We start from the raw sequence: 15,743 nt of genomic DNA on the forward strand, positions 1-15,743 counted from the left end.
CCTTCCTTTCCGGCGCGTCCTCGGACATGAAAGAACCCCCGCTGCGCACTACGTGCGGCGGGAGTTCTTTCGTCCTGCGGAGTGCGCCGGAAAGGAAGGTCGCCCTCGGGCCTGCGTTACCTCGGCGCTGCCGTTACGGGCAATATAGATCTGAATTAAAGATGGTGCGCGGCCTATTGACCGCGCTTTTGTTTTGGTTCGCGCCATGTGGGGGGTGGTGGCGACGTGCATTTTTGCGAGTATTCTGCAATCGAAGACCCCTGCATACCGGCCTCGGGCGAAAAATCGGGATTTCTCGATGTTTTCTACGAATGATGGGCGGGGTTATGGGCTGACAGCGTTTGATTTGTAGGGACATTCGCGGTCTTTGGCATTTATCGTGGCGCCCGAAACTCTTGGTTATGCTGAATACTCCCAAAAATGCACGGTGCTTAGAGGGGGACCTTCGCGACAAAGGAAACCGCCCCGTCGAAGTATGCATTCGACGAGGCGGTTTATGCATATACCCGATTAAGGATACGCTGCGGATCTGTTAGAACTTGACGGTCGGTGCCTGGCGGGCAGCTTCGGCGGCCTCGAAGCCCTGGCGCTCCTTAAACTGGAAGATGCCGGCAAAGATGACGGCCGGGAAGGTCTGGATGGCGTTGTTGTAGCTAAGCACGCAGTCGTTGTAGCTCTGGCGTGCGTAGCTCACCTTGTTCTCGGTGTCTTCGAGCGTGGCTTGGAGCTGCGTAAAGTTGGTGTTCGCCTTAAGATCGGGGTAAGCCTCGGCCACGGCGAAGAGCTGGCGCAGGGCGCCGGTCAGCACGTTGTCGGCTTCCATCTTGGCTTCGGGCGTGGTGGCGCTCACGGCGGCGTTGCGCGCGTTGACCACGGCTGCAAGCGTGTCCTGCTCGTGTTTGGCGTAGCCCTTGACGGTCTCGACCAGGTTAGGGATCAGGTCGTTGCGGCGCTGCAGCTGCGTGTCGATGTTCTGCCAGGCGTTATCAATGCGATTGCGCTTGGTGACCATGTTGTTGTAGATGCCGGCGATGGCGCAGACAATCACAATGACAACAACGATACCGATGATGACGGGAATCATGGTGTCTCCGTTTCGAATGGCCGCGGCGTCTTCCGCCGGCTGCCGTTGGTGTAACGCTACTAGTATACCCGCAACCTTTGGCGATACCGAACTTTCCGGTAAGCGTTATGTTTCCACCAAGGTAAGGCCATTCGCCAGGGGGCGGGCGATACAGGTGTAAGATATGCGACAGATTAGTGAGCGTTGTCTTCTCCTTGAGGAGGGCGATATATATGGACCTTCGTATCAAGAAAACCTATCGGGCCCTGTTCGAGGCCTTTACTGAGCTGCTCGAAGAGCATCGGTTTGAGGACGTGACGGTTGCCATGCTGTGCGACCGCGCTATGATTCGTCGGACGACGTTCTACAAGCACTTCCGCGACAAGAACGATTACTTTGCCTTCTATATCGATGAACTCATGTCGGGCCTGCCGCAAAAGCGGGCCGATGCGGATGGCGCGGAGGGCGCCGAGGACGTGCGCGCGCTTCGCCACGAGGTGTTCGCCGATGCCATGGATCTGATTCTGGCGCATGAGCAGCTCATGGATAACATTTTGGCGAGCAGCATGTCGGGTATGCTGACCAGCATGATTTGCGACCGCATCGCACGCTCCATACGCGGGCGCGTGATGAGCGCACTTGACGAGGACGCGCTCGCGCCCGTATCGCTCGAGACAACGTCTGAGTTTGTCGCCGGCGGCATTATTCGGCTTTTTACCATGTGGTGGGAATCGGGCCACGTACTAGAGCGTCGATCCGAAATCGCCGACGTGGTCGATGCGCTGTTCGAGCGGACCATGACGCCGGTGAGTCACTAAGAGTGGCGGAGAGAGGGGGATTCGAACCCCCGGAACGCTCTCGCGCTCAACGGTTTTCAAGACCGCCGCATTCAACCGCTCTGCCATCTCTCCGTGAGTCGTAATGATAGCATCGTTTTGGATTTGCAACAGGGAAGGCGAACGATGACGAGCACCGGAATCGATGAGAAGTTCATGAGCGAGGCGCTGGCGGAGGCGCGTGCCGCCGCGGCGGTGGGCGAGGTGCCGATCGGTGCCGTAGTGGTGCGCGCGGGTGAGATCGTCGCGAGGGCGCATAATCGCCGCGAGCTCGACCAGGATCCTTCGGCGCATGCCGAGTTTTCGGCCCTGTGCGCCGCCGCTCAGTCGCTCGGTCGCTGGCGCCTTTCCGATTGCACGGTCTACGTGACGCTCGAGCCCTGCTGCATGTGCGCGGGGCTTATGGTTAACGCGCGCGTGGGGCGCTGCGTGTACGGCGCGGCCGATGCTAAAGCGGGCGCTCTGGGATCGCTATACGACCTCAATGCCGATTCGCGCCTGAATCATCGGTTTAATGTGACCGCCGGCGTGCTGGCAGACGAGTGCCGCGCGGTGTTGAGCGGTTATTTTAGTGGGCTGCGTGGCACCGAAGGTGCTGGCTGCGGTTGTGGGGCCGATCTTGAGGCGCATACCGCTCATGCCGAGGCGCTCGCGTGTGTCGAAGATACTGCCGTTGAGGCGGTCGATTTTGGTGCCGCGTGCCGCCGGCCCCGCCGTGTGCTGCTGGCGATCGACTCCTTTAAGGGCAGCGTTTCGAGTGCACAGGCGGAGGCGGCGGTTGCCGAAGGTGTGCACCGTGTGTGGCCCGATGCCGAGGTGCGCGCATTGCCGCTGGCGGATGGTGGCGAGGGAACGCTCGACGCCATCGCCGTGCGCAGTGGCGAGCTCTCGACCTGCGAGGTTGCAGGCCCCTTGGGCGACCGGGTGTCTGCTCGGATGCTGGTGGACGGCGAGCGCGAATCTGCTGTTATTGAGATGGCCGAGGCGGCGGGTATTGGGTATTCGCCTTGCACGGAATCGGCGGCGCTTGCGGCTTCGACCTATGGCGTGGGCGAGCTCATGCTTCGCGCGGTCCGTGCTGGGGCAAAGACTATCTATATTGGTCTGGGCGGCAGCGCCACCAACGACGGCGGCGCCGGCATGCTGCAGGCGCTGGGCGCGCGTGTGGTCGATGAGTGTGGCTGTAATATCGCCCCCGGTCTCGCGGGCCTTGAACGCGTGGCGAGTATCGATTTGGCACCGGCGCTTCGGGCACTAAATGGCACGCGTGTCGTGGTGCTTTCCGATGTCGAGAATCCGCTCGTGGGGCGTCGAGGCGCACTGGCGGTGTTTGGTGGGCAGAAGGGTTTGCCGACGGGTGATGCCGAGGTGCTGCGCGGGTACGACAGCTGGATGGTCGGCTACGGTCGCCTGCTCGATACGGCGATTGCCGAGGCACGGGCTCAGGGGTTGTTGCGCGTGCCCGAGGGTGTGCGGACATTTGGCTCGGTGCTCGGTGTGCCCGGTGCCGGCGCCGCCGGCGGCCTGGGCGCCGCGCTGCTAGCACTCGGTGCGGAGCTGTGCTCGGGCGTGGAGACGGTGCTTGATCTGATTGGGTTTGACGAGCGCGTGCGCGATGCCGACCTGGTCATAACGGGCGAGGGCAATATGGACGAGCAATCCGCTGCCGGTAAGGCGCCGGTGGGCGTGGCCCGTCGTGCGAAGCGATATGGCAAGACAGTGGTCGCCGTCGTGGGCGGTCGCGCTGACAACCTGGATGCGGTGTATAGGCAGGGCGTCGACCTGGTTTTGCCGGTCTGCCGCAAGCCCATGGGCCTTGAGCAGGCACTCGATCCGCAAGAAGCCACAACCAACCTCATCTGCGCCGGTGAAGCAGCCGCCCAAGCCTACGACCTCGCCCGCCTCTAAAACCCAACTCCCTATAAGTTGCGGTGGAATAGTTCCTGTTTGGCGGCTCAGGCGGCAAAAACAGGAACTATTCCACCGCAACTTCGAGAATGGCTATCCGAGGCTGGTCGCCTTGGGCCTTGGGTCGGACCGTCCGCCATGAAATGCGGCCATCTACTACGTTTAGCCGAGCACCCTTGACCATCCCGGATTTTGTGAAATTAAAACCGCAGGTAGAAAGCTTGCCGATTTTCGAAAAAGCCGGCTATGGTTGACCCCTGCGGCCTAAACGTAGTAGATAGGCCCCTTTTGTGGCACGGCAGCAGACCAGTCTTTTTGGGACGGGGCTTATTTGACTACCTGTCGATCTGATTGCCCAAGTAGTCAAAAAGCCCCGTCCCAAATTAGCTACCTTGCCCCATCGGGCGGGAGCGGGTAATATATATCGAGCGCCTAGCGCGTTCGATGGGTTCGGATGACGATATGTTCCGAATCTGGTCAGGTCCGGAAGGAAGCAGCCATAAGGAGCCTCTGTCGGGCATCCGAATCCATCGAGTGCGCAGGCGTTTTTTGGTGCCGCGGCTACCCGCGAGTGCCGGCAGGGCGCTTGGTGTCTCGCTGGTCCTCGGCTTCACCTGCGGGATCGCTCGACTACCAAGCGCCCTGCCGGCACCCGCGGGTAGCCGACCAAAACCGCCTGAAGGGTCACATTTATCTGATAATTGAATCCCCGGCGTTATGCCGCTCGCTGGCGTTGCCAAAACATCGGCTGCTACGTGCCTTGGGCGCTAGTGACCGTTGCCCTTACATCTGTAACGAGTTGCTTACGCATCTCCAGGGTTCTCCGTACTATCATGAATCAGATTGAATTGAGATGATGATAGGGAGCGCCTTTTTATGATTGAGCTGCTCAGGCGTTTTGGTGGTAAGTTTCGCCGGTATATGGTGATTGGCCCTGCGTGCAAGTTGATTGAAGTGATCTTTGACCTGCTGACGCCGCTGGTGATTGCCCAGATGATTGATAAAGGTATCGGTGCGCACGACGTGAGTGCCGTCGTCCACTACGGCATGGTGCTCGCCGCCATGGCCGTGATCGGCATCTCGTTTACGCTCGTCTGCCAAAAGATGGCGGCGCTCACCTCGCAGGGCATGGGTACTGACATTCGCGGCGCACTCTACCAGCACATCAACAAGCTGAGCTACGCCGAGCTCGACCGCTTTGGTACGCCGTCGCTCATCACGCGCATTACCAACGACGTCAATCAGGTGCAGCTCGCCGTGGCGCTGGGCGTGCGTATGCTCATCCGCTGGCCTTTCTTGGCGGTGGGCTCCATGGTCGCGGCCCTTGCCATCGACCTTAAGCTCGGCATGATCTTTTTGATTTGCACGCCCGCCATCGGCCTGGTGTTTTGGTTTGTCATGGCGCACTGCATCCCGTACTACAAGCAGCTGCAGGCAAAGCTCGATCGCATCGCGCTTATTTGCCGCGAGGGACTTTCGGGCGCCCGCGTGGTCCGGGCGTTTGTGCGCGAGGACCACGAGCGCGAGCGTTTTGCCCAGGCGGCCGATGACCAGGCGCGTGTCGCAATCGCGGTGGGCAAGCTCTCGTCGATTCTCAACCCCGTCACGTTTTTGGTGATGAACCTGGGCGTGTGCGCCATCCTGTGGGTGGGCGGCATTCAGGTCAACGTGGGCGAGCTCACGCAGGGCCAGGTCATGGCGTTCGTCAACTACATGACGCAGACTCTGACCTCCATCGTGTATGTCGCCAACCTGGTCGTGGTCTTTACCAAGGCGAGCGCCAGTGCGTCGCGTCTCAACGAGGTGCTCAATTGCGTGCCGAGCATTACCGACGAGGGCAACCAGCCGGTTGCGCTGCCCGAGCCGGGCGAACTGGCGGGTGGCGCTGTTCCGGTCCCGGCGCTGAGCTTGAGCCATGCGAGCTTTTCTTTTGGCGCCGGCGCTGCCAACGCCGTCAACGATGTGACCCTGGAGCTCCCGCTGGGCAAAACGCTCGGCATTATCGGCGGCACGGGCAGCGGTAAGTCGACGCTCGTCTCGCTCATCCCGCGCCTGTACGATGCGAGCACCGGCCGCGTGAGCGTAATGGGTGCCGACGTGCGCGCCTGGCCGCTCGATCAGCTGCGCCATGTGGTCGCGACCGTACCGCAGCGCGCGTCGCTCGTGAGCGGCACCATCCGCAGCAACCTGACCTGGCGCGATGAAGACGCGACCGACGAGGAGCTCTGGGCGGCGCTCGAAATGGCACAGGCCAGCGAGTTCGTGCGCAACAAGCCGCAGGGGCTCGACGCCCCGGTCGAGGCGGGCGGCAAGAACTTCAGCGGCGGTCAGCGCCAGCGCCTGACCATTGCGCGCGCCTTAGTGGGCTCGCCGCAGATCCTGGTTATGGATGATTCCGCCTCGGCGCTCGACTTTAAGACCGACGCGGCGCTTCGCCACGCCATCCGCGAGCGCAGCGTGCGCGGTGCCGCCGCGGGCGGGCTCCCGCTGACCACGGTGATCGTGAGCCAGCGCGTCTCGACCGTGCGCGATGCCGACGTGATCTGCGTGCTCGACCACGGCTCGGTCGCGGGCCTGGGTACGCACGACGAGCTGTACGCAAGCTGCCAGCTCTACCGCGAGATTTGCCAGTCGCAGCTTCGTCGCGAGGAACTCGAGGGCCAGCAGGGGAGTACGGCGCCCGCGCCCGCCCCAGGCGCCCCGGCTGCCCCGGCATCCGTCTGCGCAAAGGGGGGCTGCTAGATGAATCCGTATACTTCTTCCGGTTCGGTTGCCACGATGACGGCCAACGTGTCCGGCAACGATAACCTCAACGACCTGGGAGACGGCCCGCGTCAGCCCGGCGATCCGGAGCGCTATCCCGTAGGTGCAGTGACCCGTCGCCTGATGGGCTACGTGCGTCCGCACCGCATTTCATTTACGGCATCGTTTGTGAGCGCCGCCATCTCGGTGATCTTGCAGCTCTATACGCCCATCCTCATCGGCGAGGGCATCGACCTCATCGTTGCCGCCGGGCAGGTGGACTTCGGGTCGCTGCTGCCGCTCGTTACCAAGCTCGCGATTGTCGTGGTGGGCGCGGCGGCCTTCCAGTGGCTGCAGGGCTACTGCGTCAACCGTCTGTCCTACGAGACGGTGCGCGACATGCGCGTGGAGGCGAGCGACAAGCTCAGCCGCATGCCGCTCAGCTTTATCGACGGCCATGCCCACGGCGACCTCATGAGCCGCGTGGTCAACGACGTCGATCAGGTGGGTGACGGCCTGCTGCAGGGCTTTACGCAGCTCTTTACCGGCGTCATCACCATCGTGGGCACGCTCGCGTTTATGCTCTCCATCAACCTGACCATGACGCTCGTTGTGGTGCTCGTCACGCCGCTTTCCATCTTTGCGGCCGGTGCTATCGCCAAGCTTTCCAATAAGAGCTTCACTGCTCAACAGCGCATCCAGGGCCAACTCGGCGGTCATATCGAGGAGTATGTGGGTGAGCAAAAGCTCGTTGACGCCTTCGCCTACGGCCTGCACGCTCAACAGCGCTTCGATGTCCTCAACGCCGAGCTCTATACGGCGGGCGAGCGCGCGCAGTTTATGGGTTCGCTTTCTAACCCCGGTACGCGCTTCATCAATAACATCATCTACGCCGTGGTCGCCGTGATTGGCTGCGCGGGCGTGATCACGGGCGTACCTGCGGCGCTCACGGTGGGCGGCGTGCAAATCTTTCTGTCCTATGCTAACCAGTACACCAAGCCATTCAACGAGGTCACCAACGTCATTACGCAAATCCAGACGGCGTATGCCTCGGCGCGCCGCATGTTCGCGTTGCTCGATGCACGCGAGCAGGAGCCCGACGCTGTGGATGCCATTGAGCTCGCCGCCCCGAAGGGCGAGGTTTCGTTTGAGCATGTGGACTTTAGCTATGTGCCCGACCGCAAGCTGCTGCAGGATATCTGCATCGAGGCCAAGCCCGGCATGCGTTTTGCCCTGGTCGGCCCCACGGGCTGCGGAAAGACAACGCTCATCAATTTGCTGCTGCGGTTTTACGATATCGATGCCGGACGCATCATGGTCGATGGCCGGTCTTCGCGTGACTACACGCGCGCAAGCCTGCGCCGCGCCTTTGGCATGGTGCTGCAGGATACGTGGCTGTTCGAGGGCACGGTGGCGGAAAATATCGCTTACGGTTGCCCGGATGCCACGCGTGAACAGGTTATCGAAGCCGCCAAGCGCGCGCACGCGCACAAGTTTATCGTGCAGCTGCCAAGCGGCTACGATACGGTCATCGGCGAGGACGGCGGCATGTTTAGCCAGGGTCAAAAACAGCTGCTGTGCATCGCACGCGTCATGCTCACCGACCCGGCGATTCTGCTGCTGGACGAGGCGACGTCGAGCATCGATACCCGCACCGAGCTGCAGGTGCAGGCGGCATTCGACGAGCTTATGGCCGGCCGTACGAGCTTTGTGGTGGCGCATCGCCTGAGCACCATCCGCAACGCCGACTGCATTCTGGTGATGCGCGACGGCGAGATTATCGAGCGCGGCACGCACGACGAGCTGCTAGCGACAGGCGGCTTCTACGCCGAACTCTACCGCAGCCAATTCGCCCAGTGAGCAAGCCTGTGGGGCAAATTAATCAATCGACAGACGGTGGTTTACATCTGTCACGTTAGTACTAAGATATTCATCTAATAAATTGCATTAGTGGCTTTAGTTTTGGGGGAAACGAGGCAACGTGACTATGACGTGCTCTTTGGTGGTTAACAGCAAGAGCGGTAATACCAGGATGGTTTCGGGCGCGATCAAGCGCGCTCTGCAGGCTGCGGGCGTTGAGTTTGTCCATGCCGCGGCGTTGAGCGACGATGCGGATGCAGATCAGGTTGCGCTCGAGGCGCAGGGCGCCTGCGCGGCCGACACGGTGCTCGTCGGTTTTTGGTGCGACAAGGGCGCGTGCACGCCTTCGGTTGCCGCGCTGCTCTCCGCTCTGCACGGTAAGCGCGTTTTCCTCTTTGGTACCTGCGGTTTTGGCGCCGACCAGAGCTATTATCAGCAGATTATCAATCGCGTGACCTCCAATTTGGCCGAGGATGCCGAGCTTGTGGGTTGGGCAATGTGCCAGGGCAAGATGGGTCCCGCGGTCAAGCAGCGCTACGAGGCCATGCTCGAGCAAGATCCCAACAACGCCCGCGCTAAGATGCTGCTCGACAACTGGGTTGCCGCAAAGGATCACCCCACCAAGGATGATCTGGACCATATGGCGGCGGCGGCCAAGAAGGCCGTGCTGGGCGAGTAGCTCCCATCGCTGACGGCGGTCGGTCCATCTTTCTAAATGTAACGTCCTCCCGGGCGTCGGGGCACGAAGTTCCCTGCTCTACAGTCCTGCGCAAGACGAAGGCCACATTAAGTGGCCTTCTTTGCGTGCGGAACTCGCGATGAACTTCGTGCCCCGCCGTCCGGGAGGACGCCTCTTTATTGATGGGAGGCCTGATAGGTCGATGGTTCCGTGCCCGGATGCGTCCAAAGTGGGACGGGCTTTCCGGATGGGCAGGCTTTCGAAAAATGGGGACCTCGGACAAAATCTCGGACCCAATTTGGGTCCAGGAGGGAGTCCGATGTATACGAAAGAGGAGCGCGAGGGGATTCTCTGGGAGTTCCACCGGAGCGGCCCGTCCGCCCCCGCCGCCTGCAGGAGCCTGCCGCTTTTCCCGAACAAGGACAACCTGTATGCTTGGCTCAAGCTGGAGGAGGCGGGCGAGCTGACCGCCCGCGAGATGCCCGGCCGGGCGGAGCGCATGCACTGCTCGCACGGCGAGGGCAGCCCCGCGTTCGCCGCGAGGCGCGCGGGCGCCGCGCCCGCCTCCCCGCGGAAGCGTCGAGCCGAAGGGGGCGCGGGCAGGATGAAGGGAACCGGGCGCGGAGGGGCCGGCGGCGAGCCGCCCATGCAGACGGACTGGCGGGACTGGGGCCTGGAGGGGCTTCCGGACGACCCCGCCGAGCGCGCCCGCGAGGCCGAGGTCAGGCTCGCCGAGGCCCTGGCGGTGTTGGACGTCCTAAAAGCACCAGGCCCTGGCTCTTTGACGAACGAGGAGAAGCACAGGGCGGGAGAGGCGGCGAGGAGGCTCTCGCCGGCGGTGAGGCTCGCGGACGTGACCAGGACCCTGTCGATCCCGAAGAGCACCTATCTTGACCAGGCGTCCAGGATCTCGAGGCCCGACCCCAAGGCCGCGCTCAGGGAGCGCGTGCGCGCGTCGTTCGAGGCGAGCGGCGGCGCCTACGGGCCCGAGTCCGTGACCGCCGACCTCAGGAGGGGGCCCGGCGAGCCCGTCTCGTGGCGCGCGCTCGCGCCCGGGGACGCCGAGACCCCCGTCGTCGCGTCCGAGAAGGTCGTGCGCCGGATCATGCGCGAGGAGGGCCTGGTCGCCCGAAAGGCGGCGCAGATGCGCAGGAGGGCGAGGTACTGCAGCTACAGGGGCGAGCTCGCGGAGCGCCCGGCCAACGTCCCCCTGCGCGGGGACGGGACGCACGACTTCCGCGCCGCCGCGCCCGGCCTGCTCGTGGTCACCGACGTCACGGAGTGTTAGCGTCAATCTATTTTTCACCAGTTTCGCTAAACAGGCGCACCGTTCGCGCAAAGGCGGTTTCACCGGTTGCGCTAACGTATTTTCACCGATTCCGGTCACGGCTTGACGGGGCCGTCCCTCGGCAGGTCCTTCAGCCTGTAGGACCTGCCGGTTATCTTGACCAGGTGGCAGTGGTGGCACACCCTGTCCGCGATCGCGCTCGCCGCCACGTCGTCCCCGAACACCCTGCCCCAGCCGCTGATCCCCACGTTGGTGGTGATGATCGTCGAGCGCTGCTCGTAGCGCGTCGATATCAGCTGGAACAGCAGGTCAGCGCCCGCGCTGCCGACGTCGAGGTAGCCGAGCTCATCGATGATCAGCAGCCTCGAGTGGGCGTAGTACTTGAGCCTCTTCTTGAGGATGCCGCGCGACGAGGCGTCCTCCAGGTCCTCGACGAGCCGGGCGCAGTCCACGAACCTGACCTCGCGCCCCGCCCTGACGGCCTCGATGCCCAGCGCGACGGCGAGGTGCGTCTTGCCCACGCCGGGGCTCCCCACGAACAGGACGTTCTCGGCCCGCTCGACGAACCTCAGGGTCGCGAGCTCCTCGATCTCGGCGCGCGGGACCGACGGCTGGAAGTCCCAGTCGAAGTCCGCCAGCCCCTTGACGTAGGGGAACCCCGACGACCGTATGCGCTGGCTGGTGATCCTGACCTCCCGGGCGGCGACCTCGACGCGCGTCATCTCCTCGAGGGCGGAGGCGAAGCCCCGCTCGCCCGCGGCGACCATCCTCACGTAGTCGGGCAGGGACGCCGCCATCTCGTGCAGCCCGAGCGCGGAGAGGTTCGCCTGCGCCCTGATCGAGGGGTTGCCCTCCGCGACGGCGCCCATCACGCCCCTCCGAGCGAGTCGAGCAGCGCGAGGTTGGCGCGCGCGGCCTCGGCGATGTCAGCGTCGGCCAGGCCCCGCTTCCCCTCGAGGGCCTGCCCGTAGTGGTCGGGGTCGTAGTTGATGGGCCTCGACGGCCCGGACGCGGCGTCGTGGACGGCGACCTCCTCGCCGGCCATCCTCACCACGACCTGGCCGCCGGGCATCGCCACGACGCTCACGCGCCGGCCGATGCAGCGCCTGGGCACGGACCACTCCCTGCCGGCGGCCCTGACGAGCATGGTCGGCGGGACGGTCTGGACGCTCACGTCGCCCACCATCGACTCGAGGAGCCGGAGGTTCCCGATGGGCCGCAGGCTCTCCTTCTCCCGCATGAACAGCGCGTCGGGCGGCAGGCCGGTGGTGCGGTTCGGCTCCGAGTTGGCCTGGGCCTCGACCCGGGCCACCGCCTCGGCGAGGCCGCCCCACCCGGTGAACTCGCCGCCGTAGGCGAGCAGGCGGTTCAGGAAGCGGTTGGCCGACTCGTCCTTGCCCTTGGTCTGCGGCGAGCGCGGCGCGCAGAGCCTGAGCTCGAAGCCGGCCTCCCGCGCGAACCGCCACGCCCTCTCCTGCCTGGTCCTCCTGCGGCCCGAGACGGTCACCAGGCACGACATGTTGTCCGTGATACACTCCTCCGGGACGCCGCCGAGGCGGGTGAAGGTGGCGAGCAGGCAGGACAGCAGGTCGTCGAGCGTGCGGCTCCTGACCGGTATGAAGCGGTGCTTCCGGGAGTAGCCGAGTGTCGCGGTGAACACGCTGAACTCGAAGACCTCGCCCTCCGAGTCGACGAGCCTCATGCCCTCCTTCCAGTCGAACTGCAGCTGCCTGCCCGGGGGCGTCTCGAACCGCGGGTGCGGCTCGCGGCCGCCCGCGCCCCCGAAGGGCACGTCGCGGGCCCGGCACCATGCGGTGAAGGCGCCGTACCCGGAGCCCCTCCCCACGGCCCTCGCGCAGGAACGCGTACACGGCCATCTTGGTCATGCCGGGCAGCTGGGCCTTCGCGCGGATCACCTCCTCGAGCGGGTCGAAGGCGCTGCCCCTCGCGGACCTCCCGTCGGCGGCGGACTCGCCATCCCGCCAGTACTTGGCGACCGTGTGCCGGTCCATGCCGTGCCTCCTCGCGATCTCGCTGAAGTTCGGTTTCGCGCCGGACCCCCTGTAGACGTTCAACTCTCCCATTACGTTTCGCTCCATATCCCGCTCCTCCCGGGTCGGATACCCGATCGGAGCATAGTTCCGTTAGCGCAGTTGGTGAAAGTACGTTAGCGGGTTCGGCGAAAGCACGTTAGCGCATTCGGCGAGATGCGTTTGCGAAAGTGGTCAATTTTAGATTAGCGCTAACACGGAGTTCAGGCTCGACGGGTACAGGGCGTACCTGTCGCCGGCGATCGACTGCTTCGACGGCTGGCCGATCTGCTGGAGGGTCTCGGTCCACGCCGACTCGGACCTGATGGTCGGCATGCTCAGGGACCTGGTGGGGATAGTCGGCCCGACGGAGGGGCGGCCTCTCACGGTGCACACCGACGGCGACGCCGTCTACATGGGGCGCGAGTGGCGCGAGGCGTGCGGCCCCGGGGTGGTGCGCTCGATGTCGAGGAGGGCCCGGAGCCCCGACAACGCGCGCCGAGGGGTTCTTCGGCACGCTCAAGTGCGACTTCTTCGAGGGCAGGGACTGGACCGGCGTGCCGTTCGACGAGTTCTCCCGGCTGCTCGGCGAATATATCGAGTGGTACAGGGACGGCAAGCTCAAGAAGGATCTAGGATGGAAGACCATTAGGGAGTATCGCGAGGAGAGGGGCTATGCGGCATAGCGCCGGGGCATGGTCCGGAAAAACGTCCGAGGTCCCAACTTTCCCAACGAGCCTCAACCGGAAAATACATCCCGGAATCCAGCTGAATAGTGGGACACACTTTCCCAATCGGGTCCCAAGCGGAAACTGCATCCCATTCCAGACAAGAATTCCGGGACACACTTTCCGCAAACAAAGAAGGCCACATAACGTGGCCTCCGTCTTGCGCAGGACTGTCCGAGCAGGGAACCTTACATACCTCCGCCCGGACAGATGTTTCAGTTATGGGCGACTCGTTACTTGATCTTGGTCGTGCCCGGCGCCAGGTTGGGGTCGGTCTCGTTGGCCTCGGTCTGGAAGTGCTCGGTATACACGTTCTTGCCGTCGCGGAACATCTCGTAGTACTGCATCTTGGCGTAATCCTCGCGTGCCTTGGTGGCGGCTGCTGCGGCGGCGTCGTCACCGGTGACGTTGGAGGAGAGCGCCCAGCGCAGGCTGGAGTTCTCGTAGCCCACGGAGTTGATAGCGGGCAGCGACTCGCGCAGCGTCATGTGCGCTTTCTGGTAGTCGGTCAGCGGTGCGCCAATCAGCTGCATCAGCTGGGTGGACAGATAGTTGGTGGACAGGTCGTCGACCTCACTCGTCTGGTTGCAACCGGCAACGTCGTAGTTGGCCCAGATGATGTAGTCGGTCTGCCACAGACGCTCCTGATGCGTGGCGTCGTCCTCGCCGGTAAACCACTTATCGTTGAACTTGGACGGGAAGAACGGCTGGTGATCGCCCCAGAACACCACGACCACCTTGCGGTCGAGCTTGCTCAAGGCGTTGAGGAAGTAGCGCAGCGCCTGGTCGGACTGCTCGATGCACGAGACGTACTCGTCGACATCGGACAGCGTGCCGTCCTCGATGGTCTTGGCGTCCAGATCGGTCGTGTCGATGTTCAGGTGCATCTGCTTGTCGGCCGGCAGCAGGCCCGTGTCGTAGCCCGAGTGGTTCTGCATGGTCACGTCGAAGATAAACTGCGGATCGGCGTTCTGGTCGAGCAGCTCAAGAATCTTGTCGTAGGTCGCCTGGTCGGTCACCATGCCGCGCAGGGTATCGGCGCCTTGGAAATCGTTGATGGACAGGAACTGGTCAAAGCCAAAGTCCTTGTAGACGTTCTCGCGGTTCCAGTTGGTCGCGTGGTTGGGGTGCATGGCCGTGGTGGAATAGCCGAGCGATTTGAACTGCTCTGCCAGATTCCCGGTCGTTTCCATGTTGTAGATGGTGTAGGGGTACACGCCCGAGCCCAGGTTGGCCATGGAGTTGCCGGTCATAAACTCAAACTCGGTATTGGCCGTGCCGCCGCCGTAGGCGCTCACGTAGAGTTTTCCGCGGCTGAGGCAGTTGGACAGGTTCTTAAAGTACTGCGGACCTTCGTAGCCGGCGCGCATGTTCTGGTAGATCGACAAATCCGAGAACGTCTCGTTCATGATAGCGATGACCGTGGGCTTCTCGCTGTCGAACTGCTCCTTTGCGGCGGCGCGCTCGTCGCTCTTGGCCGCGTCGGACTTGTCGTAGGCCTTGGCGTACTTTTTGAGCGTGGCCTTGGCGTCATCGACAGAATAGTCGGCGGGTTTGGGCGGCTTGATGGACTGTGCCGCGCTAATAAAGGCAGGCAGGTAGCCCTCGCGCCAGTAGCTCTCGAGCGGACGCCAGGTGTAGACGGTGATGCCGAGGGTGTTGTAGTAGTCGATGAGCGTGACATGCGCGGTCACGCCGCCCAGGCACAGCACCGCCACGAGCAGGTTGGTGAGCAGCATGCGCTTGGCGTTGGCGGCGCCCTTCTGGCGATGCGGCGCGACCAGGCCGGCGTACTCGCACAGCAGCATGGCGATGGCGGTAAAGCCCATGGACAGCACGCAGAACAGTGAGATCGAGAAGGTGTAGCCGGTGCCGGCGACTGCGGCGGCGGTGGAGATGGCCGAAAGGTCGCCCGGCTGGATGGGCATGGATTTAAACGTGATGACGAAGAACTCGGCAATGCCCAGGACAAAGAGGGCAAAGGCCAGGACCGCGGGAGCTGCGCCGTGGCGCTGGAACAGGAAGAACAGGCCGACCATGAGCGTGGTGATGATGGCCCACTCGAGCAGGATGCACAGGGGGTAGACCCAGGTAAAGTCGTGGTTGGACGATACCTCCATGCCCAGCAGCGCAAAGACGCCGGCGAGCAACAGGCACAAGACGGCGGCGACGAGCGGTTTGCCCACAAAGGCGCCGCGCAGGCGGGCGAGCTTGCCGGTGGGGGCGGGGGCGTCGGGCCCGGCGAACGCAAAGACACGCGGGGCGATGCGGTCGCGGGCGATGCTGGCCCAAGCGCAGCCGGTGAGGATGGCGTTGGTCAGGATGAGCATCACGAAGGCGAGCGGCTCGTTCTGCGCGACGAGGCCAATAGCGCCCCAAATGGTCAAAAAGAGCTGGAACAGGCCGAAGGCGACGCTCCACCCAAGAGCGCTTTTGGCAACGGTGCCCGACTGAGCGCGAATGGCCTTGGCCTCGCGCAAAACAAGGTAGACGGTCGCCGCAAGACCGACGAGCGAGATGGCGGCAGCGAACATGCTGAGACTCCTCACAAACTTAAAACCTACGAAAGCGGGGGTTTACCCGATTGTTACCTAAATATGCACTGCATT

General features: G+C 63.3%; 10 protein-coding genes, 1 tRNA gene, 1 other RNA gene and 2 pseudogenes. 9 read left to right on the forward strand and 5 right to left on the reverse strand.

Going from position 1 to position 15,743, the window contains the following annotated elements; genetic code table 11:
* Positions 1-532: 532 nt before the first annotated feature.
* Positions 533-1,084: a LemA family protein gene (locus ACEXKH_RS03930; protein WP_349090541.1), complete on the reverse strand. Its 552-nt coding sequence runs from the start codon at positions 1,082-1,084 to the stop codon at positions 533-535.
* 212 nt (positions 1,085-1,296) lie between these two features.
* On the opposite strand from ACEXKH_RS03930, the gene ACEXKH_RS03935 reads away from it, so the two are divergent.
* A complete protein-coding gene (locus tag ACEXKH_RS03935) occupies positions 1,297-1,881 on the forward strand; it encodes a TetR/AcrR family transcriptional regulator (protein WP_117757518.1) in 585 nt (194 codons plus the stop codon).
* A 3-nt stretch (positions 1,882-1,884) separates the two neighbouring features.
* On the opposite strand, the gene ACEXKH_RS03940 is transcribed toward ACEXKH_RS03935, so the two are convergent.
* A tRNA-Ser gene (locus ACEXKH_RS03940) sits at positions 1,885-1,974 on the reverse strand.
* Between the two features lie 51 nt (positions 1,975-2,025).
* Between ACEXKH_RS03940 and tadA the strand changes: the two genes are divergently transcribed.
* The 6 genes from tadA to ACEXKH_RS03970 all read left to right on the forward strand — a co-directional run bounded on the left by tadA (position 2,026) and on the right by ACEXKH_RS03970 (position 10,376).
* The gene (gene tadA / locus ACEXKH_RS03945; protein WP_373573160.1) at positions 2,026-3,807 is read left to right on the forward strand and encodes a tRNA adenosine(34) deaminase TadA; all 1,782 of its coding nucleotides are present in this window, start codon (positions 2,026-2,028) and stop codon (positions 3,805-3,807) included.
* Positions 3,808-4,248: 441 nt separating this feature from the next.
* An RNA gene (gene ffs, locus ACEXKH_RS03950) (signal recognition particle sRNA small type) lies at positions 4,249-4,344 on the forward strand.
* A gap of 339 nt (positions 4,345-4,683) precedes the next feature.
* The gene (locus tag ACEXKH_RS03955) at positions 4,684-6,549 is read left to right on the forward strand and encodes an ABC transporter ATP-binding protein (RefSeq protein ID WP_373573161.1); all 1,866 of its coding nucleotides are present in this window, start codon (positions 4,684-4,686) and stop codon (positions 6,547-6,549) included.
* Positions 6,550-8,409 carry an ABC transporter ATP-binding protein gene (locus ACEXKH_RS03960; protein ID WP_373573162.1) on the forward strand — a complete coding sequence of 620 codons (1,860 nt, stop codon included), beginning with the start codon at positions 6,550-6,552 and terminating at the stop codon, positions 8,407-8,409.
* A 127-nt stretch (positions 8,410-8,536) separates the two neighbouring features.
* Complete coding sequence (gene bilS / locus ACEXKH_RS03965; protein WP_373573163.1) at positions 8,537-9,088, forward strand: flavodoxin family protein BilS; 552 nt, start codon at positions 8,537-8,539, stop codon at positions 9,086-9,088.
* Between the two features lie 319 nt (positions 9,089-9,407).
* Positions 9,408-10,376, forward strand: a complete 969-nt coding sequence (locus tag ACEXKH_RS03970) for an IS3 family transposase (protein ID WP_373573164.1) — start codon at positions 9,408-9,410, stop codon at positions 10,374-10,376.
* 95 nt (positions 10,377-10,471) lie between these two features.
* Here the strand turns inward: ACEXKH_RS03970 and istB are convergent, their stop codons facing one another.
* Positions 10,472-11,245, reverse strand: a complete 774-nt coding sequence (istB, locus tag ACEXKH_RS03975) for an IS21-like element helper ATPase IstB (protein ID WP_373573165.1) — start codon at positions 11,243-11,245, stop codon at positions 10,472-10,474.
* Positions 11,245-12,078: a Mu transposase domain-containing protein gene (locus ACEXKH_RS03980; protein WP_373573166.1), complete on the reverse strand. Its 834-nt coding sequence runs from the start codon at positions 12,076-12,078 to the stop codon at positions 11,245-11,247. Before ACEXKH_RS03980 ends, istB begins: the two co-directional genes overlap by 1 nt.
* Before the next feature lie 533 nt (positions 12,079-12,611).
* On the opposite strand from ACEXKH_RS03980, the pseudogene ACEXKH_RS03985 reads away from it, so the two are divergent.
* Positions 12,612-12,866: pseudogene (locus ACEXKH_RS03985) on the forward strand (DDE-type integrase/transposase/recombinase); the annotation flags it as partial.
* Positions 12,867-12,918: 52 nt separating this feature from the next.
* Positions 12,919-13,092, forward strand: a pseudogene (locus tag ACEXKH_RS03990) (IS3 family transposase); the annotation flags it as partial.
* Between the two features lie 275 nt (positions 13,093-13,367).
* Here the strand turns inward: ACEXKH_RS03990 and ACEXKH_RS03995 are convergent.
* Positions 13,368-15,668 (reverse strand): LTA synthase family protein, encoded by a 2,301-nt coding sequence (locus ACEXKH_RS03995; RefSeq protein ID WP_373573167.1) that lies wholly within the window; start codon positions 15,666-15,668, stop codon positions 13,368-13,370.
* Positions 15,669-15,743 lie beyond the last annotated feature (75 nt).

It is taken from the genome of Collinsella aerofaciens ATCC 25986 (assembly GCF_964259375.1).
In the GTDB taxonomy this organism is placed as follows: Bacteria; Actinomycetota; Coriobacteriia; order Coriobacteriales; family Coriobacteriaceae; genus Collinsella; species Collinsella aerofaciens_BO.

Coding starts and splice junctions, on each gene's coding strand:
- ACEXKH_RS03930 (WP_349090541.1), bottom strand. CDS start 1,084: ATGATTCCCGTCATCATCGGTATCGTTGTTGTCATTGTGATTGTCTGC.
- ACEXKH_RS03935 (WP_117757518.1), top strand. CDS start 1,297: ATGGACCTTCGTATCAAGAAAACCTATCGGGCCCTGTTCGAGGCCTTT.
- tadA (WP_373573160.1), top strand. CDS start 2,026: ATGACGAGCACCGGAATCGATGAGAAGTTCATGAGCGAGGCGCTGGCG.
- ACEXKH_RS03955 (WP_373573161.1), top strand. CDS start 4,684: ATGATTGAGCTGCTCAGGCGTTTTGGTGGTAAGTTTCGCCGGTATATG.
- ACEXKH_RS03960 (WP_373573162.1), top strand. CDS start 6,550: ATGAATCCGTATACTTCTTCCGGTTCGGTTGCCACGATGACGGCCAAC.
- bilS (WP_373573163.1), top strand. CDS start 8,537: ATGACGTGCTCTTTGGTGGTTAACAGCAAGAGCGGTAATACCAGGATG.
- ACEXKH_RS03970 (WP_373573164.1), top strand. CDS start 9,408: ATGTATACGAAAGAGGAGCGCGAGGGGATTCTCTGGGAGTTCCACCGG.
- istB (WP_373573165.1), bottom strand. CDS start 11,245: ATGGGCGCCGTCGCGGAGGGCAACCCCTCGATCAGGGCGCAGGCGAAC.
- ACEXKH_RS03980 (WP_373573166.1), bottom strand. CDS start 12,078: ATGAGGCTCGTCGACTCGGAGGGCGAGGTCTTCGAGTTCAGCGTGTTC.
- ACEXKH_RS03995 (WP_373573167.1), bottom strand. CDS start 15,668: ATGTTCGCTGCCGCCATCTCGCTCGTCGGTCTTGCGGCGACCGTCTAC.